This is a genomic window from Flavobacterium sp. KACC 22758 (assembly GCF_028736135.1).
In the GTDB taxonomy this organism is placed as follows: domain Bacteria; phylum Bacteroidota; class Bacteroidia; order Flavobacteriales; family Flavobacteriaceae; genus Flavobacterium; species Flavobacterium johnsoniae.
Genome location: NZ_CP117878.1, coordinates 3419730 through 3441205 on the forward strand (window position 1 = coordinate 3419730; position 21476 = coordinate 3441205).

The window sequence follows — 21476 nt, forward strand, 5'->3', positions numbered from 1 at the left end:
GACCATTACCAATTCATTAACAAAAAACCGACTGTAAATTATATGATTTTTCTTCATTATTAACTTACTTTGTAGTTATTCTAAAAAATTGTAATCCTATGAAAAAATTTTATTTAATGGCAGTTACCTTGTTTGCTGCCTTTACAGTTCAGGCACAAGATGTGGTGAAATTTGCTCCATTAGACAATAGTCCTGTTGATATTTCTTATTTCCCAAACAAAGCGGTTAAGTTCAAAAAAACAGATAATCCAAATCCGGTTGTCAAAGTTATTTATGCAAGACCTTCGGCAAAAGGAAGAACTATTTTTGGTGATGTTGTAAAATTTGGAGAAATCTGGAGAGTTGGTGCTAACGAAAATACAGAAATCAAATTCTACAAAGACGTAACAATTGGCGGTAAAAAAATACCTGCTGGATACTACAGTTTATTTGCTATTCCGGAAAAAGACAAATGGACTATCATTATCAATAAAGAACTGGATTTATGGGGCGGTTATGCTTATGATGAAAGTAAAGATGTTGTAAGAGTTTCTGTTCCTGTTAAACCAGTAAACGAAACTATCGAAGCTTTATCTATTGCTTTTACAACTCAAGGTAACATAGCAAACCTTGTTATTGGATGGGATAAAACAACAGTTGAATTACCAATTACGGTTAAATAATTGATCGTTTTTTTGATATATAAAAGAGAGACATTTTTCAATGTCTCTCTTTTTTTATTCTCTATATTTATATACAATTCTCCCCGTGGTTGAAACCACGAGCTATATTTGAAAATAGGAATCCAAAAAAAATAAATCCCTTTAAATAAATCTCCTCGCATCTACAAACACAATCCTTTGCTGACATAACCCGTGGTTTTAACCACGGGGACGCAATCAAAACACAATCACTCATACCCGTGGTTTCAACCACGGGCTATATTGAGAATAAAACTCAAAAAAAAGGAAATATTTTCAATCTCCTTTTACGTTTTAAACCTTAGCGGTGTCTATAATTTTATCCAGCGTAATTGGTAAATCCCGTACACGTTTTCCTGTTGCATTAAAAACAGCATTTGCAATTGCTGGCGCCATTCCTACTAAAGCTGTTTCTCCCAGACCTTTTGTTCCCATTGGGTTACTAATTGGGTCTTTTTTGTTAACGAAGAAAACTTCTTGTTTTTCAATATCCGCATTTACGGGAACATGATAATCGGCAAAATTATTATTGATTGGACGGCCAAAACGGTGATCGATTTCTAATGCTTCCATTAATCCCATTCCAATACCTCCTACTGCACCGCCAAACATTTGTCCGGCTGATGTTTTTTGATTAATAACCGTTCCAATATCAGCACAAGAAACCACGTGTGCCAATCGTATTTTCCCTAAATTCGGATTCACTAATACTTTTACAAAATGAACTGAAAACGAATAAATAGAATATTTCTTCGCTTCTTCAGCTCCTTTTGAGAGATTTTCAACTTCTAATCCTTCTAATTTATTAGCGGTTAGTAAAGAAGTTAAAGTCATCGTTTTTTTTGTATCTTTTTTAGCAGCAATCAAACCATTTTCAAAAGTCAAATCCGTAATGGCAATTCCTTTAAAAGTTGGGTTTTGTGCAGCCAATTCTAATACTTTACTAACTAGTAAATTACAAGAATCATGAACCGCAGAACCTACAGACGAAGTCGTAGCCGATCCGCCCTGTGTAGGACCTTTTGGTAATCCGCTTTTTCCCATTTCAATGATGACATTCTCGGCAGGAAGGCCTGTAATTTCGGCGCCAATCGCCGTCATCATGGTTGCTGTTCCGGGTCCCATATCATTTACACTGCATTGCAGTACTAAATTTCCATCTGGTAAAAATTTTGCTTTTACAGAAGTCGGGCTTCTATAACAGCCAAAAGTTCCCGTTCCCATTCCGTAACCCACCAGCCAGTTTCCTTCTTTTACAGAACCGGGTTCATTTTTGCGGTTTTTCCATCCAATGCGTTCCATTCCGCCTTCGTAACATTCTAAAAGATACTTACTACTCCAGGGTTTATTTTGTTCCAAATCTTTCTCGGCATAATTCAGCTTTCGAAATTCAATTGGGTCCATGTTTAATTTATAAGCCAGTTCGTCCATGGCACATTCTAAGGCAAAAGAACCCGTAGCTTCTCCCGGACCGCGCATCCAGATTGGTGTGCAGGTATCCAAAGGCACAATTCTGTAACGTGTCGACACATTGGCACAATCATAAATAAATCGGGACATATTTACCGTTCCTTCCATAAAATCCTCGTAGCTAGATGTCATGGCAACGGCTTCGTGCGTTAAGCCAGTAAGTTTTCCGGCTTTTGTTGCGCCAAGACCCATTTTCTGAATCGTATAAGGTCTAAAACCTACATTGGTAAACATCTGCTCGCGGTGTAAAACTAATTTTACCGGACGGTTTAATTTCTTAGAACCAATTAAGGCTGCAATTTCATACGGCCAGGTGTGTAATCCCATTCCAAAAGCACCTCCTAGATATTCAGAATGAACCTCAACATCTTCAACTGGAACTCCAAAAACTCCAGCCACACTTTTTCTTGTTCCTTCTACACCTTGACTTTTAGTATATAAAACAGGTTTATTTCCGTCCCATTTGGCAATAATATTCGCCAATTCCATCGGGTTATGCACTTCTGTCGGAATCGTATATTCGGCCTCTAAAATCACTTCTGCATTTTTATATCCGTCATGTTCACCTCGGTGGTAATCATTCCCTTTATCTGTTTCGACTTTTTTCTCTTTATCAGCTGCTTTTTTTAGTTCAGTCGAATGTTCTTCTTTAAAATAATCGGCCTTAATTAAACTCGCTGCATATTGCATACGTTCAAAAGTATCGGCAATAACCAAAGCAATTGGCTGATCGTAATACAAAACCGAATCGTCTTTGAAAATCTGCAAAGGCTGACCAAAATTATGTTTGTCTTTTACTTTTTCGTAACCAACAGGTTTATCTACATTTAAATGCGTAATAACCGCCAAAACTCCCGGCGCCCATTCGGCTTTTTTAGTATCAATGGTTTTGATTCTTCCTTTTGCAATCGTGCTTCCCACTAAACAGGCGTAGACAACACCAGCCGTTTTATATTCTGCCGAATAAGTTGCTGAACCCGTTACTTTAGCAAATCCGTCAACTCTATTAATATTACTTGTCTTGCTCATAATTCTAATTATTTTGATGCTGCTATAGTAAGTGCTTCTGTTATGGCATTGGCTCCAAGTGTAATCTTAAAATCATTATCACCGTATCCTCTTGCGCCTTTCATTGATAAATTGGCCGCCTGTCTAAATATTTCTTCTGAAATTGTTTTCCCTTTCAGAAATTCCTCTGCATCTGTTAATCTCCACGGTTTATGCGCGACACCGCCCATAGCCAGTCTAACATCATTTATCACATTATTTTTTAAGTCTAAAGCCACAGCAACCGAAACCAATGCAAAGGCATAACTTGTTCTGTCGCGAACTTTTAGATAATGTACATTTTTAGTGAAATTATTATCCGGAATTTCAACTGAAGTAATTAATTCCTTTGGTTCTAAAGTATTGTCTTTTTCGGGCGTATTTCCCGGCAGTCGATGAAAATCTGTAAATTTAATTTGTCGTTTGCCTTTTGGTCCTTCTACCAAAACCTGTGCATCTAATGCTGCCAAAGCCACACACATATCGCTTGGATGAACAGCTATACAACTGTCTGAAGCTCCAAAAACAGCCGACATTCTGTTTGAACCTCCAATCGCACCACAGCCGCTTTTTGGAACACGTTTATTACAAGGCATATCAGTATTGTAATAATAAGAGCATCTTGTTTTTTGTAACATATTGCCTCCAACTGTAGCCATGTGTCTGATTTGCTGCGATGCTCCGGCCGCTAAAGCCAAAGACAGCAAAGGATATTTTTCTTTTATAGAAGCATCTTCGGCAACCTGACTGTTTTTTGCCAATGCGCCTATCGAAACTTTTCCTTTTAAAAATTCTATTTTTTTAAGATCCAGTCCGTTAATGTCAACCAGTTTATCCGGCGCCACAACATTTTTTTTCATTAAATCAACCAGATTGGTTCCTCCCGCAATAAACATCGCTTCTTTTTCTTTGCTGATATTGGTTACCGCCGAACCCGATGATAATGCTCTAATTATTTGAAAGTTTTTCATAGTTCCTTCCCTCCTTCCTTCACTTCGGTTATGGCATCAACAATGTTGTGGTAAGCGCCGCAACGGCAGATATTGCCACTCATATATTCACTGATTTCTTCTCTGCTGTTGGCGTGGCCTTCTTTGATACAGGCAATTCCCGACATGATTTGTCCCGGCGTGCAATAACCGCACTGAAAACCGTCATGTTTGATAAAAGCTTCCTGCATTGGGTGCAGTTTTTTTCCTTTTGAAAGTCCTTCGATTGTGGTTACCTGTGCATTTTGCTGCATGGATGCCAGAGTCAGGCACGATAAAATTCTTGTTCCGTTTACGTGAACTGTACATGCACCGCATTGCCCATGGTCACAGCCTTTTTTGGTTCCTGTAAGCTGTAACTGCTCTCTTAACAAATCCAGTAAAGTAGTTCTTGGTTCGATGTTAAGATTGTGTTTTTTGCCGTTTACCTCGATAGAAAGCGGTACTGTTTCTAAATACTCCGCTATTTTTTCATCCCATTTATTCTCTGAAGCCATTACCAGCGAAGGCGGCGTAAAGGCCAAAGCAGTAAAAAGACCCGATTTTTTTATAAAGTCACGACGGGAATTTGAGTCATTTTCTGCTGCCGTATTCGGATTTGTTTTTTTAGAAGCCATTCTATCTATCTTTAAATTAGCAAAATCACTTGGGTATTCTAACAAATTTAACAATCTTAATCCACAAAAAGTTATGAAATTCAAACATTACTCTTATTTAGAATAATTACAATTTCGCTTTGAGATTTAACCGCAAAGAGCGCAAAGGTTTATTATTATAGATTGGTGATAAAAACGCAAAGTTCGCAAAGCTTCATCTACACAAAGCTTTGCGAACTTTGTGTTTTTGTAAAAATCCAGCTTATACAAATCTTAGCGTCCTTTGCGGTTAAGAAAAATTATGCACATTTGTTTTTACATTGAAAATTGTACTTTTACAAGACTAAGTTTTGATTTATGCCGCAACAGCAAAATATTTATCTGGATAATAATGCCACAACCCGTGTTGATGAACGAGTTCTCGAAGCTATGCTTCCTTATTTTACAGATTTATATGCCAATTCTACCAGTCAGCATATTGCAGGATTAACGGTTAAAGAAGCAATTGAAAATGCAGCGTGGCAAACTGCTGATTTAATAAATGCTGATGCAGAAGAAATTATTTTTACATCTGGAGCAACTGAGGCAATCAATTTGGCAATAAAAGGTCTTGCAGGTCAGGAACGCAAACATATTGTTACTCTTGAAACAGAACATAAAGCAGTTCTTGAAACTTGTCGCTTTATGGAAAGTATCGGCTTTAATGTCAGCTATCTTCCTGTTGAACGTGACGGGCTTTTAGATCTTAATCTTTTAAATGAAACTATTACAGATAAAACACTGGTTTTCATTGGAATGATCTCTAACAACGAAACAGGTGTCATACAAAATGTCAGTGAAATTTCTGCTATTTTAAAACGCAAAAATGTTCTTTTTTTGTGTGACGCTACCCAGGCTGTTGGAAAAATTTCTATTGATGTAAAAGCTTTGGGAATTGATCTTTTAACAATGTCTGCTCATAAATTTTACGGACCAAAAGGAATTGGTGCTTTGTATCTTTCGGCGAAAGCCAAAATAAAACTGCTTCCGCAGATTAAAGGCGGCGGACATCAGAAAAAACTGCGAAGCGGTACACTGAATGTTCCCGGAATTATTGGTTTAGGAAAAGCAGCAGAAATAGCTGTCAATGAATTAGAAAATGATAAAATCAGAATTGAAAGACTTCGAAATGCATTAGAAAAAGGGTTATTGCAATTTAAAGGTTCTTTTGTAAACGGAAATATTCAGAACCGAATTTACAATACCACAAATATTTGTTTTCCCGGGGTAAATTCAGAACAGTTAATTATGGCTTTGGGGAATATCTCGGTTTCGAATGGAGCGTCGTGTTCGGCGGTTACTTCTGAGCCTTCACATGTTTTAAAAGCAATGGGATTGTCTGATGAAGAAGCTTTGAGTTCGATTCGTTTTAGTCTGGGAAGATTTACTACGGAAGAAGAAATTGACATTGCTGTTGAACGTATTTTGACTTCGGCTGAGCAATTGGTTTTGCCTCTAAAGCGCTAAGTTTTTATTAAGCCTCAGATTAATTCAACCTTTGCTCCTTTGCTCCTTTGCTCCTTTGCTCCTTTGAACCTTTGCTCCTTTGAACCTTTGCTCCTTTGAACCTTTGAACCTTTGCCCCTCTCAAAAAATAAGCTTATTGTAATCTTCTTCAGTATCAATATCGATACTGCCTTTTTCAAAAGGAATTGAAGCTGTATCTTCAAAATATTTTTTAATAAGTTTCTTTGCCCCTTCCTGCCCTTTTAAATCCTGTAACTCTTTAAAGTACTTTTTGTGGAATAAAACGGGTGTTCCCACAGTTTCAGAATATGCCGAAGCCGTAATTCCTTTTCCTGTTTTATGATATTCGTTTATAAGATTTTCAAAAATAAAACTACTCACAAAAGGCTGATCGCAGACTGCAAAAATGCATTGTTCACAATTGGGATTTAAATGCAGTAATTCATTAAGTCCTTTCACTATTGATGATGCCATTCCGGTTTCCCAATCTTCATTAAAACAAGTTGTGACATCAAAGGAAAGAAGTTCTTTTTCTATGATTTTGCTGTTTGATCCTGTTACAGCTATTACAAATGAATCCGGTACTTTTAAAGCTTCTGAAATTGTGTTTTTTAAAAGTGTTGATTGGTTGTATTGCAGCAATTGTTTCGGACGTCCTAATCTGGAAGAACTGCCGGCGGCTAAAATTACAATACCGGTTTTATTGTGAAATTTATTCTCCATAATGAATTTCATCGTGAATTTTTCCGGTTTTGAATTTCAGGGAAGTTCCGGTTTTTCCTGTGGCAAAGGCTTTTATTTCTGAAACAATTGATAAAGCAATTTCTTCAGAAGTTTCGGCTCCAATATCTAATCCAATTGGGCTGTAAATGCGTTTTAATTGTTCTTCGCTGATTTTTATTCCTTCATTTTGAAGATCATTGAGCATTCGCTGCAGTTTGGTTTTGGGGCCGAGGATTCCAATGTACTGACAGCTGGTTTCAAAAAGCATTTTCAAAACCGCTAAATCGTATTTGTAATTGTGGGTCATTAAAACAAAATAGGTTTGATCGTCGATTAGAATATCTTCTAAAAAGTGTTCTGGTTTTACGGCATTTACTTTATCTGCTTTTGGAAAACGTTTTGATACAGCGTGAGTGGCGCGGCCGTCGCCAATAATAACTTTCCAGCCCAAAATTGAAGCCATTTTTACTAAAGGCTGCACATCGTTTCCTGCTCCGGCAATAACAAGCGAAATAACAGGTTTTATGTATTCTATCAGGGCTTCGGTACTGTTTTCTCCCGGAAGTTTTTTTACTGCAGAAGTTTTGGTCTGCATTACTTCATTTACATCAGAAATTAGATCTGGAATATCATTGTGACAGCTTAACACGGGACTTTCTTTTCTAAAAAATAATGCTGTTCCTATTTGATGGGCATTTCTTTTTAGAGAAAAAACAGTAACTATTACGGCTTCTTTTCTTTCTAATTCCAGTTGTTGTAAAAGCTGAATTGGATTATTAGGGATTTCATCATTTATATATTCAAATAAGATATGTACAATTCCGCTGCATCCAAGCTGCAATCCTAATTCAATATCATCTTCATTATTGGTATTATAAGTAATGAGTTTATTTTGTTTTTGATTAATGGAAAGCAGTGCTTTTCGCAGTGCATCTCCTTCCAGACAGCCTCCGCTTATTGCTCCTGTAAGCTGGCCGTCTTCGGTAACAAGCATGCGCGCTCCGGGTTGTCGGTACGAAGATCCTTCAACTTTAACGACTGTAGCCAAAGCTGTTTTTTTTCCTTCCGAATTTGCTTGTGAATAGGCTTTGAGAATTTCGCTGATTTCTTTCATAAAAATAATGTTCATCAAAAAGAATTAGAATTGATGACGCTTTCATACTTTAAAAATAAAAAAATATTATAAACTTAACGAGTGTGTTTCAGTTTATAATATTTTGAATTTAAAAATCGGGATTTGTTATTTCTTAAGTTCTAAGGAATAATTGAGTTTCGATTTTATTATTTTTTTGCTGCGGTCGAGCATATAAATCTTTTTGGTATCTGAACTAAAATAGCCGTAATAAATTTGTTTTTCGGCTGGTTTGTCCCAATTTAGAATAAAAGTTGTGCCGTTTGGATCACTTTCCAGGCCTCTTTCGGTGTTAAAATTTCCTTTCTCTACAAACTCTTTTTCGGGTGATTTTCCTTTATAGATGCTGGATAATTCAAACTTTTGGTCTTCCATTGTTCCGTTTCCAAGATCAATTTTTAAAACTGTCTGAATACCGCTGCAATCTGCACAAGGCAGTAAACCTTCGTATACCAAAACATTTGTAACAACAGTATTTTCGGTTTTTACAGCTGTTGTATCTGTTTTGGTTTTTACAATTTCATCTTCCTTTTTTTTCGAATTACAAGCCGTTAACTGAATTGCAACTGCTAATAAAATAACTAAATTTTTCATCTTCTTTAGATTTATTATTCTTTCAAATATACCAAATTTTCTTACGTTATTATTCAAAAGCTTCTATTCTCAGTCCTAATACTTAACAAATTAAAAACGATAATTTTTTCTTACAATATCATTTATGTCATCAAGTTTTGTATTTTTATCAATAGCAAAATATTTATAGTTAACTTAAAATAAAACTACATGGGAAAATTTGTAATTACCAAAAGAACCAATGGTGAATTTCAATTTAATTTGAAAGCTGGCAACGGCCAGACAATTTTAACAAGTGAAGGCTATACAACTAAAGCGGCCTGCACAAACGGAATTGAATCTGTAAAAACAAACTCGCAGGATGATAATCGTTATGACAGAAAAGAAGCTAAAAATGGTAAACCTTATTTTAATTTAAAAGCTAGCAACGGCCAGATTATAGGAGCTAGCGAAGTGTATGAAAGCGTTTCTGCCAGAGAAAACGGAATCGAATCTGTTAAGAAAAATGCTCCGGATGCAGCTGTTGATGATCAGACATCTTAAATATAATAAACAAAAAACGAGGCTCTTAAGCCTCGTTTTTTTGTTATAATTGACCGAATTTCTTTTTATATCGGTTTAATTCTTCTTCTGTTTTATTTAAAAGCTTTTCCAGAAGTTTTATTTTATCTTCATAGAGTTCCTTTAAGGCTTCTCCATTATTAGAATTAATTAATATATTTCCGTTGTTGCTGTTTCCTTTTACGGTATTAAAATTGTTGAAATATCTCTGACTGTCGAAACTAATAATATCTTCTACACTAACTTCTAAAATCTTCGCAATTTCAACTAATTTGACGTAAGATAAAATGGTTTTTCCTTTTTCAATTTTACTATAACCTGCCTGCGTGACACCAAGTTGATCTGCCATATATTCCTGAGTATAATTTTTTAACTCTCTAATGCTTTTTATTTTACTTTTTATTGAAGTTGCCATAAGTTTGATTTGGGTAAGGGCGTATATAGCTGAAACAGCTGCTACTAAACTTAGGGGTATTGCAGCTATAACTTTTTATTTTGGAATCTAAATACTGCTTCAATTGTAGGTGAGAAATGAAGCCTGATTGTTTATTTTTTTCTAATTATAGTTATATAACCATAGACCATAGACCAGAGCAATAACAATAAACGCTAAATCGTAATTAGAAACATTGTTCAATAATCGATTCATTGTAATGTCTGTTTTTTTGTTTCTCTAAAATTCGGTTAAACTCAAAATTTAGGTAGTTGTCGATCTGCTTGCCAATCGCCGGGCGATCCTGAGCATTTATTTTTATTTTGGTTTCTTTTCGGTAGATATCTTTTACAATAACGAAATAATCGAACTCTGTATTGTTGTTAAATCGCATAATACTTAAAAAAGTGTAACACAATAAAGCGGGTATTACATAATAGAGTTCCATTAAATTGGTAAAAATCATGCAGTAATAGGCTAAAATGGTGACTGCAATAAAAGCTGCATTTACAAAGAGGTAGGTTCTCTTTTTTTTGAGCAGTCCAAGTTCTACAATTTCGTTAAAACTGTACTGCCATTTTTTTGATCCGTAGCAAAACTGCACTTGATCATGGGTAAGGGAAATGAACATAATAATACTAAATAATTAAAAACACAAAATTCTAAGAAAAGTTTTGGGAGACTCTTATCAGAATTTGTCTTAGGCTTAAAAAAATGTTTTTGGAGATGCTTAAATTTATGAACACATCATTTCACAATATTACGCATAATCACCTTTTTTTTCTTACAAACCAGCTTATAGAATATAACCAGAGGTTGTAATTAATTCTATTTGTATTTTTTTACTTATATTTTTACTTCTCTCATTTGAGATTTTCCCTATATATTGAAAATAAAAAAGAGGACTTAGCAGCCCTCTTTTTATATAAAATTTATTTTTCTCTAATCTAATAAAAAAACAATTAGTCCTCTTGCTCCATGCGCACCTAAAACTAACGATTGTTCGATATCTGCCGTTTTTGATGGTCCTGCAATAAAAGTCCCGAAACCATATTCCTGATTCCCTATTCTTTCATATGCTTGCTGCATGGTTCTAACAATATCTTTTTTATGAACAATTATTGCTAAATACTGTGCAATAAAAGGCGAAACACGCTGTCCTAAAATATCATCTGTTACCCAGAGCCCGCTGTTTTCTGCAACTCCAAAATGTGCTTTTATAACTGTAAGCTCAACATCCTGAAGCGAATGCGGATCGACATTGTTCCAGTCTAAAGAAGCTATTTCTGAAAGTTCCGGAAGTGTTGTAATTATTCTTTTGTCAAGATTATAATTTGCTTTTATATAATCGATGATTTCCTGATAGTTTGATACTTCAACCGGATCTCCGCCAATTCCTTTTAAAACCGTTTTATAAGTTTCGAGTGTATCAAAATTCTCGGAACCTAAAAGATTTAAATCCGGCAGTTCCGTAACCAAATCAGGCTGATTCGCTTTTATTCTGTTTAAAATTTCGGCTTTACTGCTCATTGTCTTTTGTTTTAGATTCTCTCGAATTTTTCTTGTACCATTCTCTAAAAGATTCCTGCGGCACATCTGGCATTTCGCGCTGGTCGTACCATTTGTTCATTTTATTATTTACCATTGCCGGAACATTTTTCATTACAAATCTTCCTGATTTTCCTGCAATATTAAAAATCGTTGGATTGGCCAAAACTGTTGCCATCGTTTTCATGGCTATGGTTTTTGTTTTTGGCGTATAACCGTCTTTTACCAAAACCTGACGCCATTTGTACAATTGATCGTGAATATCAATTTTTACCGGACAAACGTTGGTACAGGAACCGCAAAGCGTGCTGGCAAAAGGCAGATCGGCATTTTTACTCATATCTAAGTTAGGTGCCAAAATAGAACCAATTGGTCCCGCAACCGCATTATGGTAACTATGTCCGCCGCTTCGTCTGTAAACAGGGCATGTATTCATACAGGCACCGCATCGAATACATTTTAGTGAATTTCTAAAATCTTCGCGTCCTAACTGTTTGCTTCTGCCGTTGTCGACAATTACAATGTGAAGTTCTTTTCCGTCTCTTGGTTTCTTAAAATGACTAGAAAAAGTCGTTATAGGCTGTCCTGTGGCACTTCTTGCTAATAATCTAAGAAAAACGCCTAGATGTTTTCGCTGCGGAATGAGTTTTTCAAATCCCATACAGGCGATATGAACATCGGCTAAATGTGCGCCCATATCGGCATTTCCTTCGTTGGTGCAGACCACAAATTCTCCGGTTTCTGCCACTGCAAAGTTTACTCCGGTTAAAGCTGCTTTTCTGGTCAGGAAAGTATTCCTTAAACTATGACGGGCAGATTCTGTTAAGTACTGCGGGTTAAAATTGCCTTTTTCGGTTCCAAGATGTTCGTGGAAAGTTTCGCTTACATCTTCTTTTTTAAGGTGAATGGCAGGGAGTACAATATGACTTGGCGGTTCTTTACGAAGCTGTACAATGTATTCGCCTAAATCTGAGTCGATAACTTCTATGCCTTTTTCGGCTAAATAATCGTTTAAATGGCATTCTTCTGTAAGCATCGATTTTGATTTCACCATTTGCTTTACATCATGTTTTGCCATGATCGAATGCACTATTTCGTTGTGTTCTTTTGCATCGGCTGCCCAGTGTACTATTATTCCGTTTCTTTGGGCATTAGCCTCAAATTCTACTAAATAATCGTGAATATTTGAAAGTACATTGGCTTTTATTCTTGAAGCCGTTTCACGAAGAAGCTCCCAGTCATCAATATTATGAGCTGCTTTATCGCGTTTCGCACGAACAAACCAAAGTGTTTCGTCATGCCAGTTGACACGTTCCACATCTTTGTTGAATTTTGTTGCGGCTTCGCTGTGCGGTGTTATTTTTTCTGATGACATTTTTAATTATTTAAAAGTCAATTTTGAAATGTTTATAATGGTTTATTTAACCGCAAAGTGCGCAAAGAAAAAAACGCAAGGTACGCAAGGATCAAAATTAACTTTGCGAACCTTGCGTAAAACTTTGTGAACTTTGCGGTTAAATTTTATACTCAACATCTATTTTTAGTTTTCGAGTGAATTTAATATTTCAGCAATATGGATGGTTTTAATTCTGCTTTTTTGTCTTTTTAAAATTCCATCTAAATGCATTAAGCAGGACATATCTCCTCCTGTAATATAATCTACATCGTGACTTTCGTGATCTTTAATTCGGTCTTGTCCCATTTTTACAGAAACGGCTTCTTCGGTAACACAAAATGTTCCTCCAAAACCGCAGCATTCGTCTTTTCTCGTTAAGGCAACCAAATCAAGATCTTTAATACTATGAAGCAACTGCTCTGGTTTTGAGAAAAACGGTGCGTTTAGTTCTGACATCTGCGAAAGTTTTAAACCGCGTTGTCCGTGACAGCTTACGTGCATTCCCACTTTATAAGGAAATCTTCCGTCAATGTGGTCAATTTTTAAAACATCAGTTATAAATTCTGTCAGTTCGTAAACTGTGTTTCGAATTGCCGTTGCTTTTTCTTCCTGTTTTTCGTCATGTAAATGGTCTTTTACATGCAGAACACAGCTTCCGGAAGGACATACGATGTAATCAAATCCGGTAAAATTAGCTATAAAATTGGCATCACAGCCTTTTGTTAAGTGTGCATAACCACTGTTTGCCATTGGCTGGCCGCAACAGGTCTGTCCCATCGGAAAATGAACTTCACAGCCTAATTTCTGCAAAAGCTCGTATGTCGCAATACCCACTTTTGGATAAAACTGATCGACATAACACGGTATAAATAGCCCGATTTTCATTTTTTATTTTTTTATTTTTTGCCCGCAGGTTTGGCAGATTAAACCGATACTCGCAGATTTTCTAAAATTAAATCTGCTGTAATCTGCGGCATACATTTTAATGTTTGTAAAATTTCAAATCAATTAAGTCATTCTGGATTGGTTTAGGATTCCAGTTTTGGTGAATGGCCAATGCGGCTCCCAAAGCACTTGCCTGCGCCATTGATGCGGCGTAAACTTCTACATCCGGGAATGCTTCTGCCAGTAAATTCATGAAAATGGAATTTTTGCTGAAACCTCCGTCTACAAAAATTTTCTTTACCGGACTGTTATGAATGACTAAATTAGTTGAAAATACTTGTTGTTCCACCAAATCCAGCATTAATTGATGGTAGGCAGTTTCGTAGCTTTTAAATGTCGAAAGGTCTCTTTTTTGAAAAGGGCATTCTTTCAGTATATCAAAATTATACTTTTTAGGGTAAATAATCTGGAAATTTAAAGCTCTTAAATTTGATACGATGTTTTTATCAAAGTAAACTTCTTTGTATGTATCAACGGGAACGTTAAAGTGTTCTGCTAAACGTTTGGTTTGTACTTCGTGTTCGTTTCCTGCAAAAAGTCTTGCTGCTTTTACAGGCTTTTCTGTGTATTGCAAATAGCATAAACAATCATTTTGCAGTTCTTCAAAAGTCAGTGCTTTGTTATTAAACGGATTTAAGGAAATACTCCATGTTCCTGTAGATAATAAAACAAACGGTTCTGTAAAATTTATGGTATACGGAATAATGGCCGATGAACTGTCGTGAAGTCCTGCTCCTACTGCCAGACCTTCTTTTGTTTTTATAACATCTTTTCCATAATAAAACGGCGGAATTTTATTTGAAATACCTTCGCTTTTGAGCCATTTATGGTATTTCATTTTTTTGAAATTCCAAAGATTGGTATGACAACCTACGCTTGTAATATCGGTATAAGCTTCATTGGTTAAAAGAAAACTCAAAAATTGAGGCAGGTGTAAACAATATTTTACCTTTTCGAATAATTCTGGTTTTTCTTCTTTTAAACGGTAAATCTGCATTCCTGAATTTAAACTTCCCAAAACAGGAGAAGCTGTTTTAACAGCAAATGTTTCTTTTCCTTTGTATTTATTGTAAAAGTCATTTTTTAAATCTTCCGGATAATCTTTTAAATAATTATACAGAGGAGTTAAAACTTTTCCTTCTTTATCAATGTAGACAAAACTCGCACCATAAGTGCTGAAATTGATGGCATTTAAAACATAATTGGTTAAAACTTTTATTTCTTCTAAACGCTCAAAAATCCAGCTTTTAAGCAGTTCTATGTCTTCGCAGGGAAATCCGTCTTCGTCGACTGTTTCGTCGAAATTAACTGATTTTTCCCAGACAATTCTATAGTTTTCGTCAAATAAAAATACTTTTTTGTTTGTTTTACCAATATCAAAAATTGCAACTACATTCATTTTTTTAATTGTAAATTGTAAGTTGTGAATTGTGAATTGTGTTCAGTCTTTTTATTAACTCATAATTCACAACTCACCATTCATAATTATAGTCCTGTTGCCAATGTTTTTAGTCCTCTTTCTCCAATTAGATTTTTTCTTACAGAAACGTTTCTGTATAATTCTACAGGATTTAAAGCTGCGCCAGAACGTAAACGAGCCTCAGCAACTAATGCGCGAACATCTGTACGGAAAGCATTTTGAAGAATTTCCTGTGCTTTTACCACATCATTTTCTTCTTGTGCTTTTTCTAATGCTTTTCTGTCTACAGAAAGTGCTTGTGCATAAGCGATCATAATAGCTTCTACAGACTGCAGCAAATCTTCTAACGGATCTTTGATGTTGTGTGACGCGTCGATCATCCAGCCTAAATCTTTGGCGTGGTTCATTCCTCTTGCGTCCATTCCTTCAACTAATTCATTGAAAATCAAAAATAACTGATAAGGTTTTAAAGCTCCGGCAGTTAAATCGTCGTCTCCGTATTTTGAATCGTTAAAGTGGAATCCGCCCAGTTTGTTTTCCATTAATAATAAAGAAACAATCTGCTCGATGTTAGCATTTGGCAGGTGGTGTCCTAAATCGACTAATGTCTGCGCTTTATCGCCTAACTTTTTAACATACGAGTAAGACTGCCCCCAATCTGCTACGGTCGTTGAATAAAAGTTAGGCTCAGCACATTTGTATTCTAAAAATAATTTCCAGTTTGAAGGCAGGGCATCGTAGATTTCTTCTAAACTTTCTAATGTATTTTGATATGCTTTTCTAAAGTTTAATTGTCCAGGAAAGTTAGAACCATCGGCAAGCCAGATTGTTAATGACTCAGATCCTAATTCGATTCCGTGTTTAATAACTTCTATATTGTGTGCAATCGCCTGTTTGCGGACTGATTTGTTTACATTTTGTAATGAACCATACTTATAAGTATGTTCTGAGTCTGCCTGATCCTGAAATGTATTCGAGTTCATGGCGTCAAATTTTAAATTGTGCTGTGCAGCAAGTGCTTTAATAGCTTTGTAATCTTGCGGAATATCCCACGGAATATGAAGCGAAATTGCTCCCGAAGCGCTGTTTAATTTGTGAAGTAATCCAACATCTTCGATTTTTTCTTCGATTGAACGAGGTTCTCCTCCGCCTGCAAAACGTCCAAATCTTGTTCCTCCTGTTCCTAAAGCCCAAGATGGAATAGCAATTTGAAAGTCGATTAATTTTTGGATAATCGCCTCTGTATTATCAATTTCTGATGCTGTAAAAACCAATTTATTTTGGTGTTTTTTTAATAATCCCTCGTTATGAGATTCAATATGGTTTGATCCGATTATCATAATACTTTATATTTTAATAGCGTTTACAAGATATGCAATTTAACTTTATTCGTGTATTTTTAACACATAAAAAAATCGATTGCGTAATTTAGGCATTTTTACTCCTTTATTTCAAGTAAAAATCTATGTGACGCAAATAATTCTGAATTGGTTAAATTATATTCCTTAACTCTTTGTTTAACTTTATTTTTGGGTATTCTGGTCTGTGTGCAAAATTTATGTCTAAAAAAAATCTAACGCTCGAAATATCGAACGTTAGACCACAAAAAACCACTTTTGCTTAAACAAACTTATAAAAAAACTTAAATAATTTTTATCTATAAAAGCCCATTGCAACACCGCCGTCTACGTTTAGCGCATTTCCTGTAGATTTACCAAGTAAACCTCCAACAAAAGCAAAACAAGCATTTGCAATATCATCCGGCAATATAATTTCGTTGAGTAACGTACGTTTTGCATAATAAGCCGGAAGTTCTTCTACTGTAACTCCGTATGCTTTTGCACGGCCTTCTGCCCATCCTCCAGACCAAATATTTGAGTCTGAAATTACAGCATCAGGATTTACTGTATTTACACGAATTTTATCTGCTCCCAGTTCTGCTGCCATTAAACGTGTTAAGTGCGCCTGAGCAGCTTTTGCTGAACCATAACCAGGGTTATTTGGACCAGCCACAACAGCATTTTTAGAAACGATGTTTACGATATCACCTCCAAAACCTTGTTTGCGCATTACTTCGATTCCGGCTTTAGAAACAATAAACTGCCCTTTAACCAAGATATCGTATAATCTGTCCCATTCTTCCAGAGTATGTTCTGCGATAGATTTTGAAATACTGATTCCGGCATTGTTTACTACAATGTCAACACCTCCAAAAGCTAAAGAAGCTTCGTCTAATGCTTTTTCTGTACTTGCTTCGTCAGTAACATTTAATAAAGTGCTTGAAACGGCATCTTTACCAAATGCTTTAACAAACTCAGCAGATGCACCTTCTAAACGCTCTTCGTTGATATCATTGATTACAACACAAGCACCTTCCTGAGCGAATTTTTTAGCGATAGCTTTTCCAATTCCTCCTGCAGAACCTGTAATAAGAGCTACTCTTCCAGATAATGCTTTTGGTTTTGGCATACGCTGTAATTTTGCTTCTTCTAATAACCAATATTCAATATCAAAAGCTTCCTGGTGAGGCAGTGAAGTGTATTCTGAAACCGCTTCTGCGCCTTTCATAACATTTACTGCATTTACATAATATTCTGATGCCAGACGTGCCATTGTTTTATCTTTTGCAAAAGTGAACATTCCCACTCCAGGATATAAAATCACAACCGGATTTGGGTCACGCATTGCAGGAGAATTTGATTTCTTGCAGGCATTATAATAGTCTTTGTACATTGCACGGTAAGCTTCAAAAGCCGGAGCCAGTTTTGCTTTAACCGCATCAACATCTGATAAATCTTCGTTTGGATCTAATTCTAAAACCAGAGGGCTGATTTTAGTTCTTAAAAAGTGATCCGGACAAGATGTTCCTAATGGAGCTAATTTTGAAAGATCATTAGAATTGATGAATTCCAATACTCTTGCATCATCTGTATAATGTCCAATCATTTGGCGTTCTGATGAACAGAAACCTCTTAAAATTGGAGCCACTTTTGCAGCTTTTAATTTTCTATCTGCTTCCGGAAGACTTTCAATTTTTTGTCCTCCAAAAACCGGACGTTTTTTTCCGTAGTTGCTTTCTAAATATTCAGCACATTTTTCGATTACTTCTAATGTGTTGATGTAGCTTTCGTATGCTGTATCTCCCCAGGTAAATAAACCGTGAGAACCTAACATGATTCCTCTTAGTTTTTTACCTTTCTTTTCAGCTTCTTCTAAACAGCTTCTTAACTGAAGTCCTAAGTCAAAGCCCGGACGCTGCCAGCCTACCCAGCCAATTTCTCCGTCAAATAATTCTTCTGTAATTTTTGCTCCGTCTTTTGCAGCAGCAATTGCAATTGCTGCATCTGGGTGCAAGTGATCGATATGTTTGAATGGAAGAAAACCGTGCAAAGGTGTATCGATAGAAGGTGCTTTTGAAGCTAAATCGAAAATACAGTGGTTGAACAATTCTACCATTTCATCTTCAAACTCAATTCCTCTGTAAACATTTTCAAGATTACGAAGTCTGTCTAAGTACAAAGCCGCACAGCCAGATTTTGTTAAAGTTCCAATATCACCTCCAGAACCTTTAATCCACATAACTTCTGAACTTTCTCCTGTTAAAGGATCTTTATCAGTAATTTTTACAGAAGTATTTCCTCCTCCATAGTTTGTCAGTCTTAAATCGGCTCCTAATAAATTAGAACGATAAATGAAAAGCGCTACTTCATCTCCCGCTAGTTCTGCGGCTTTAGCATCATCCCAAAGGTAGCTTACGTGCTTAAAATTTGTATTAATTGTTTTTGTATTCGACATATACTTTATAATTATTTCTTGTATTATTTATAATGAGTTACCAATTCCTACCAAAATGATCGCAAGCATAATAAGCCCGATTCCCCAGAAAAAAGTTCTTAATGTTTTTTTCGAAACTCCTTTCCATTCTTTTAAATAAAAACCCCAAAAGTTTGCTGTTAAAATAATGGTTGCCATATGCAGAATCCATGAACTGGCACCATTTCCTAATTTGCTCTCTCCCATTCCGTAAAAGAAAAACTGTAAAAACCACATGGTTCCGGCAAGTGCAGAAAACAAAACGTTTTTAGTAATTGGAGTAGATTTATCGGTATAGTTTTTAATTGTTTTATTTTTAAAGTTTAAATAAAGACACCAGATAAAGTTGGTTGTTAATCCTCCCCAAAGCAGTACAACATAGGTTACGTTGTTTTGGAATAACGGATTTGCACCATTTACTATAGCATGTTCTGCCATTGGTTTTCCGGCTTCGATTCCGTAATTAAAAAATGAACTTAAAATTCCTGAAATCACAGCTACAATTAAACCTTTTACCAAATTGAAGTCTTTGTCCTTATCTTCATGACCTGTTGCAAAATCCTTTTCTTTCAGCATTCCAGCTTTTCCAGAAATAGCAATACCTATAAGATATACTACAACTCCAAATAAAACCAGCTGTCCGCCAGGAGTAGAAAGCATGTGTGTAAATGAAATTTTTCCTTCTGTTGGAACAATATCATAATAAATTGAAGGAACTAAAGCTCCAAATGCAGAACAAAATCCTAATGTAATTGAATTTCCTAAAGACATTCCTAAGTAGCGAACGCCCAGACCATAAGTAAGTCCGCCAATTCCCCAAATTAATCCCATTAAAAAAGTAAAGGATTTAATTGCAGGTGAAGCGGCAATGATAATTTCTGTAAAATTTGGAATCGTTAAATAAGCCGCAATAGGCGGTACAATTAACCAAGAAAAGAAACCGCCCACAAGCCAGTAACTTTCCCAAGCCCAATCTTTAACTTTTTTAAAAGGCATATAAAAACTACCTGAAGAAAATCCTCCGATAGAATGAAAAATAATTCCTAATAATGATTCCATTCAATAATTTGTTTTTGGTTAATTGTGATAGTTAGTTTGGTTTTGTAAAATAATATAATGTAAAAATTAAAACTGTCCTGTACTATCCTTTATGATTTGTGTATTTTATGTTAAAAATGCGCACTAATTGCAAAGAACGATTGGTTTATATTGGAAAAATAAATTAAAAAACCCTATTTTAGCAATCGATTTCGTAATTATATTTCCGATAATTTAATATTAAATTAACCTAAGTGCCTGAAAATAAAGTAAGCCTTTATTTAATTTATATTTTTTGTAAGGAAAGTAGCAAAATCAACACATAAAGCGTTTTTTCAAGTTTGCTTTTTTAAAAAATACAATTAAAAAAATTGGCTGCATGTTTTCTCATGAATCCAATTTGCAACATACAAGCATGATTAAATTAATTAAAATAGACGAAGATTCGAGGGTTCCAAAATACAAACAGATTGTAGACTCGATTTTGCAGAATATTGCTAACGGAAATTTAAAAATAAATCAAAAAATTCCCTCTATAAACAGTTTCAGCGAGGAGTTTTATATGTCTCGTGATACAGTTGAAAAAGCTTATAATATTTTAAAAGAACGAAAAATCATTTCTTCAATTAGAGGAAAAGGATATTATATTACGAGAACAAAACTGGAGTCTAAAGTCAATATTTTGTTTTTGACCAATAAACTAAGCTCGTATAAAATGAAAACCTACAGTGCTTTTATTAACACTTTAGGAGCCAATGCGCATGTCGATCTTCAAATTTATCATTGTGATGAAACGCTCTTTTTAAATATTCTCGACAAGTTTGAAGGCGCTTATGATTATTATGTTATAACAACCCATTTTAAAACCGATGAACTGAAACATTTAAGTTTTACAGATGAAGTTGTAGACGCCATTAAAAGAATTCCGCAGGAAAAGCTGGTAATTCTGGATAATATAAAACTGGGAACGGGAGATGATGTTATTAAAATCTATCAGGATTTTGAAAACGACATTTACAATGCATTAAAAGAAGGTTTAGAAAAAATAGCCAAATACAAACGTCTTATTTTAGTTTATCCGGATAAAGCAGTTTATCCATATCCGAGAAGAATCCTCCACGGATTCAGGAAATTCTGTGTTGAACACGAAATCAATTTTGAGATTTTAAGTGAAGTTTACGACGATATGATTCTAAAAAAAGGGGATTTGTTTATTACCATTGAAGAATCTGATCTGGTGAATTTAATGAAGCAGATTCGCGATGAAGAGTTTGTTTTAGGAAAAGATATCGGCGTTATCTCTTATAACGATACACCTTTAAAAGAATTGCTGGGCATAACGGTTATGTCTACTGATTTTAATATAATGGGAGAAACTGCAGCAAGGCTTATTTTGAATAAAGAAAAAGGACATTTTAAAGTACCGTTTAATTTTATTGATAGAAATTCTATTTGAGGTACTGAAATGCTAAGATACTAAGGTTCTAAGATACTAAGGCACTGCGTTTTTTTGTCGATTATATTAAAGTCAAATAAAAGGCTTTAGTCAAACTTTACCGTTTTGGCTAAAGCCTTTTATTGTGTTGTTTATGAAATGGTTTCATAT

General features: G+C 35.3%; 19 protein-coding genes. 4 read left to right on the forward strand and 15 right to left on the reverse strand.

Features of this window, described 5'->3' with window-relative positions; all coding sequences use genetic code 11:
* Nucleotides 1-98 precede the first annotated feature (98 nt).
* The gene (locus tag PQ462_RS14505) at nucleotides 99-662 is read left to right on the forward strand and encodes a DUF2911 domain-containing protein (protein WP_274250518.1); all 564 of its coding nucleotides are present in this window, start codon (nucleotides 99-101) and stop codon (nucleotides 660-662) included.
* A gap of 312 nt (nucleotides 663-974) precedes the next feature.
* Here the strand turns inward: PQ462_RS14505 and PQ462_RS14510 are convergent, their stop codons facing one another.
* The 3 genes from PQ462_RS14510 to PQ462_RS14520 are packed head-to-tail and all read right to left on the reverse strand — an operon-like array spanning nucleotide 975 to nucleotide 4803.
* Nucleotides 975-3179 (reverse strand): xanthine dehydrogenase family protein molybdopterin-binding subunit, encoded by a 2205-nt coding sequence (locus PQ462_RS14510; RefSeq protein WP_274250519.1) that lies wholly within the window; start codon nucleotides 3177-3179, stop codon nucleotides 975-977.
* 8 nt (nucleotides 3180-3187) lie between these two features.
* The gene (locus tag PQ462_RS14515; RefSeq protein ID WP_274250520.1) at nucleotides 3188-4168 is read right to left on the reverse strand and encodes an FAD binding domain-containing protein; all 981 of its coding nucleotides are present in this window, start codon (nucleotides 4166-4168) and stop codon (nucleotides 3188-3190) included.
* Nucleotides 4165-4803, reverse strand: a complete 639-nt coding sequence (locus PQ462_RS14520; protein WP_274250521.1) for a (2Fe-2S)-binding protein — start codon at nucleotides 4801-4803, stop codon at nucleotides 4165-4167. The genes PQ462_RS14515 and PQ462_RS14520 overlap by 4 nt, the downstream gene beginning before the upstream one ends.
* 336 nt (nucleotides 4804-5139) lie before the next feature.
* On the opposite strand from PQ462_RS14520, the gene PQ462_RS14525 reads away from it, so the two are divergent.
* Complete coding sequence (locus PQ462_RS14525) at nucleotides 5140-6288, forward strand: cysteine desulfurase family protein (protein WP_274250522.1); 1149 nt, start codon at nucleotides 5140-5142, stop codon at nucleotides 6286-6288.
* 120 nt (nucleotides 6289-6408) lie between these two features.
* Here the strand turns inward: PQ462_RS14525 and PQ462_RS14530 are convergent, their stop codons facing one another.
* From PQ462_RS14530 to PQ462_RS14540, 3 genes are all read right to left on the reverse strand, one after another.
* Complete coding sequence (locus tag PQ462_RS14530; protein ID WP_274250523.1) at nucleotides 6409-7011, reverse strand: nucleotidyltransferase family protein; 603 nt, start codon at nucleotides 7009-7011, stop codon at nucleotides 6409-6411.
* Nucleotides 7001-8140, reverse strand: a complete 1140-nt coding sequence (locus PQ462_RS14535) for an XdhC family protein (RefSeq protein WP_274250524.1) — start codon at nucleotides 8138-8140, stop codon at nucleotides 7001-7003. Before PQ462_RS14535 ends, PQ462_RS14530 begins: the two co-directional genes overlap by 11 nt.
* Nucleotides 8141-8251: 111 nt before the next feature.
* Nucleotides 8252-8737, reverse strand: a complete 486-nt coding sequence (locus PQ462_RS14540) for a copper resistance protein NlpE (RefSeq protein ID WP_274250525.1) — start codon at nucleotides 8735-8737, stop codon at nucleotides 8252-8254.
* A gap of 189 nt (nucleotides 8738-8926) precedes the next feature.
* Here PQ462_RS14540 and PQ462_RS14545 point away from each other — a divergent pair, with 189 nt between their 5' ends.
* Nucleotides 8927-9259: a YegP family protein gene (locus PQ462_RS14545; RefSeq protein WP_012026181.1), complete on the forward strand. Its 333-nt coding sequence runs from the start codon at nucleotides 8927-8929 to the stop codon at nucleotides 9257-9259.
* A 43-nt stretch (nucleotides 9260-9302) separates the two neighbouring features.
* Here PQ462_RS14545 and PQ462_RS14550 read toward each other — a convergent pair whose 3' ends face one another.
* The 9 genes from PQ462_RS14550 to rhaT all read right to left on the reverse strand — a co-directional run bounded on the left by PQ462_RS14550 (nucleotide 9303) and on the right by rhaT (nucleotide 19891).
* A complete protein-coding gene (locus PQ462_RS14550) occupies nucleotides 9303-9692 on the reverse strand; it encodes a helix-turn-helix transcriptional regulator (RefSeq protein WP_012026182.1) in 390 nt (129 codons plus the stop codon).
* 205 nt (nucleotides 9693-9897) lie between these two features.
* Complete coding sequence (locus PQ462_RS14555; protein WP_012026183.1) at nucleotides 9898-10341, reverse strand: hypothetical protein; 444 nt, start codon at nucleotides 10339-10341, stop codon at nucleotides 9898-9900.
* 311 nt (nucleotides 10342-10652) lie between these two features.
* Nucleotides 10653-11240 carry a LutC/YkgG family protein gene (locus PQ462_RS14560; RefSeq protein WP_274250526.1) on the reverse strand — a complete coding sequence of 196 codons (588 nt, stop codon included), beginning with the start codon at nucleotides 11238-11240 and terminating at the stop codon, nucleotides 10653-10655.
* On the reverse strand, nucleotides 11230-12633 hold the full coding sequence (locus PQ462_RS14565; protein ID WP_274250527.1) for a lactate utilization protein B: 1404 nt from the start codon (nucleotides 12631-12633) through the stop codon (nucleotides 11230-11232). The genes PQ462_RS14560 and PQ462_RS14565 overlap by 11 nt, the downstream gene beginning before the upstream one ends.
* Before the next feature lie 165 nt (nucleotides 12634-12798).
* Nucleotides 12799-13539, reverse strand: coding sequence for a (Fe-S)-binding protein (locus PQ462_RS14570; RefSeq protein ID WP_073410766.1), 741 nt, complete (start codon nucleotides 13537-13539; stop codon nucleotides 12799-12801).
* Between the two features lie 97 nt (nucleotides 13540-13636).
* Nucleotides 13637-14998, reverse strand: coding sequence for an FGGY-family carbohydrate kinase (locus PQ462_RS14575; RefSeq protein ID WP_274250528.1), 1362 nt, complete (start codon nucleotides 14996-14998; stop codon nucleotides 13637-13639).
* Nucleotides 14999-15084: 86 nt separating this feature from the next.
* Nucleotides 15085-16359, reverse strand: coding sequence for a TIM barrel protein (locus PQ462_RS14580; protein WP_274250529.1), 1275 nt, complete (start codon nucleotides 16357-16359; stop codon nucleotides 15085-15087).
* Nucleotides 16360-16672: 313 nt separating this feature from the next.
* A complete protein-coding gene (locus PQ462_RS14585; RefSeq protein WP_274250530.1) occupies nucleotides 16673-18814 on the reverse strand; it encodes a bifunctional aldolase/short-chain dehydrogenase in 2142 nt (713 codons plus the stop codon).
* A gap of 27 nt (nucleotides 18815-18841) precedes the next feature.
* Nucleotides 18842-19891, reverse strand: coding sequence for an L-rhamnose/proton symporter RhaT (gene rhaT, locus PQ462_RS14590; protein WP_274250531.1), 1050 nt, complete (start codon nucleotides 19889-19891; stop codon nucleotides 18842-18844).
* A 394-nt stretch (nucleotides 19892-20285) separates the two neighbouring features.
* Between rhaT and PQ462_RS14595 the strand changes: the two genes are divergently transcribed.
* A complete protein-coding gene (locus tag PQ462_RS14595) occupies nucleotides 20286-21326 on the forward strand; it encodes a GntR family transcriptional regulator (RefSeq protein ID WP_012026191.1) in 1041 nt (346 codons plus the stop codon).
* The last annotated feature ends 150 nt before the right edge of the window (nucleotides 21327-21476 follow it).

Bases quoted from the DNA above. Each gene is read 5' to 3' on its own strand.
- PQ462_RS14505 (WP_274250518.1), top strand. From the start codon at position 99: ATGAAAAAATTTTATTTAATGGCAGTTACCTTGTTTGCTGCCTTTACA.
- PQ462_RS14510 (WP_274250519.1), bottom strand. From the start codon at position 3,179: ATGAGCAAGACAAGTAATATTAATAGAGTTGACGGATTTGCTAAAGTA.
- PQ462_RS14515 (WP_274250520.1), bottom strand. From the start codon at position 4,168: ATGAAAAACTTTCAAATAATTAGAGCATTATCATCGGGTTCGGCGGTA.
- PQ462_RS14520 (WP_274250521.1), bottom strand. From the start codon at position 4,803: ATGGCTTCTAAAAAAACAAATCCGAATACGGCAGCAGAAAATGACTCA.
- PQ462_RS14525 (WP_274250522.1), top strand. From the start codon at position 5,140: ATGCCGCAACAGCAAAATATTTATCTGGATAATAATGCCACAACCCGT.
- PQ462_RS14530 (WP_274250523.1), bottom strand. From the start codon at position 7,011: ATGGAGAATAAATTTCACAATAAAACCGGTATTGTAATTTTAGCCGCC.
- PQ462_RS14535 (WP_274250524.1), bottom strand. From the start codon at position 8,140: ATGAACATTATTTTTATGAAAGAAATCAGCGAAATTCTCAAAGCCTAT.
- PQ462_RS14540 (WP_274250525.1), bottom strand. From the start codon at position 8,737: ATGAAAAATTTAGTTATTTTATTAGCAGTTGCAATTCAGTTAACGGCT.
- PQ462_RS14545 (WP_012026181.1), top strand. From the start codon at position 8,927: ATGGGAAAATTTGTAATTACCAAAAGAACCAATGGTGAATTTCAATTT.
- PQ462_RS14550 (WP_012026182.1), bottom strand. From the start codon at position 9,692: ATGGCAACTTCAATAAAAAGTAAAATAAAAAGCATTAGAGAGTTAAAA.
- PQ462_RS14555 (WP_012026183.1), bottom strand. From the start codon at position 10,341: ATGTTCATTTCCCTTACCCATGATCAAGTGCAGTTTTGCTACGGATCA.
- PQ462_RS14560 (WP_274250526.1), bottom strand. From the start codon at position 11,240: ATGAGCAGTAAAGCCGAAATTTTAAACAGAATAAAAGCGAATCAGCCT.
- PQ462_RS14565 (WP_274250527.1), bottom strand. From the start codon at position 12,633: ATGTCATCAGAAAAAATAACACCGCACAGCGAAGCCGCAACAAAATTC.
- PQ462_RS14570 (WP_073410766.1), bottom strand. From the start codon at position 13,539: ATGAAAATCGGGCTATTTATACCGTGTTATGTCGATCAGTTTTATCCA.
- PQ462_RS14575 (WP_274250528.1), bottom strand. From the start codon at position 14,998: ATGAATGTAGTTGCAATTTTTGATATTGGTAAAACAAACAAAAAAGTA.
- PQ462_RS14580 (WP_274250529.1), bottom strand. From the start codon at position 16,359: ATGATAATCGGATCAAACCATATTGAATCTCATAACGAGGGATTATTA.
- PQ462_RS14585 (WP_274250530.1), bottom strand. From the start codon at position 18,814: ATGTCGAATACAAAAACAATTAATACAAATTTTAAGCACGTAAGCTAC.
- rhaT (WP_274250531.1), bottom strand. From the start codon at position 19,891: ATGGAATCATTATTAGGAATTATTTTTCATTCTATCGGAGGATTTTCT.
- PQ462_RS14595 (WP_012026191.1), top strand. From the start codon at position 20,286: ATGATTAAATTAATTAAAATAGACGAAGATTCGAGGGTTCCAAAATAC.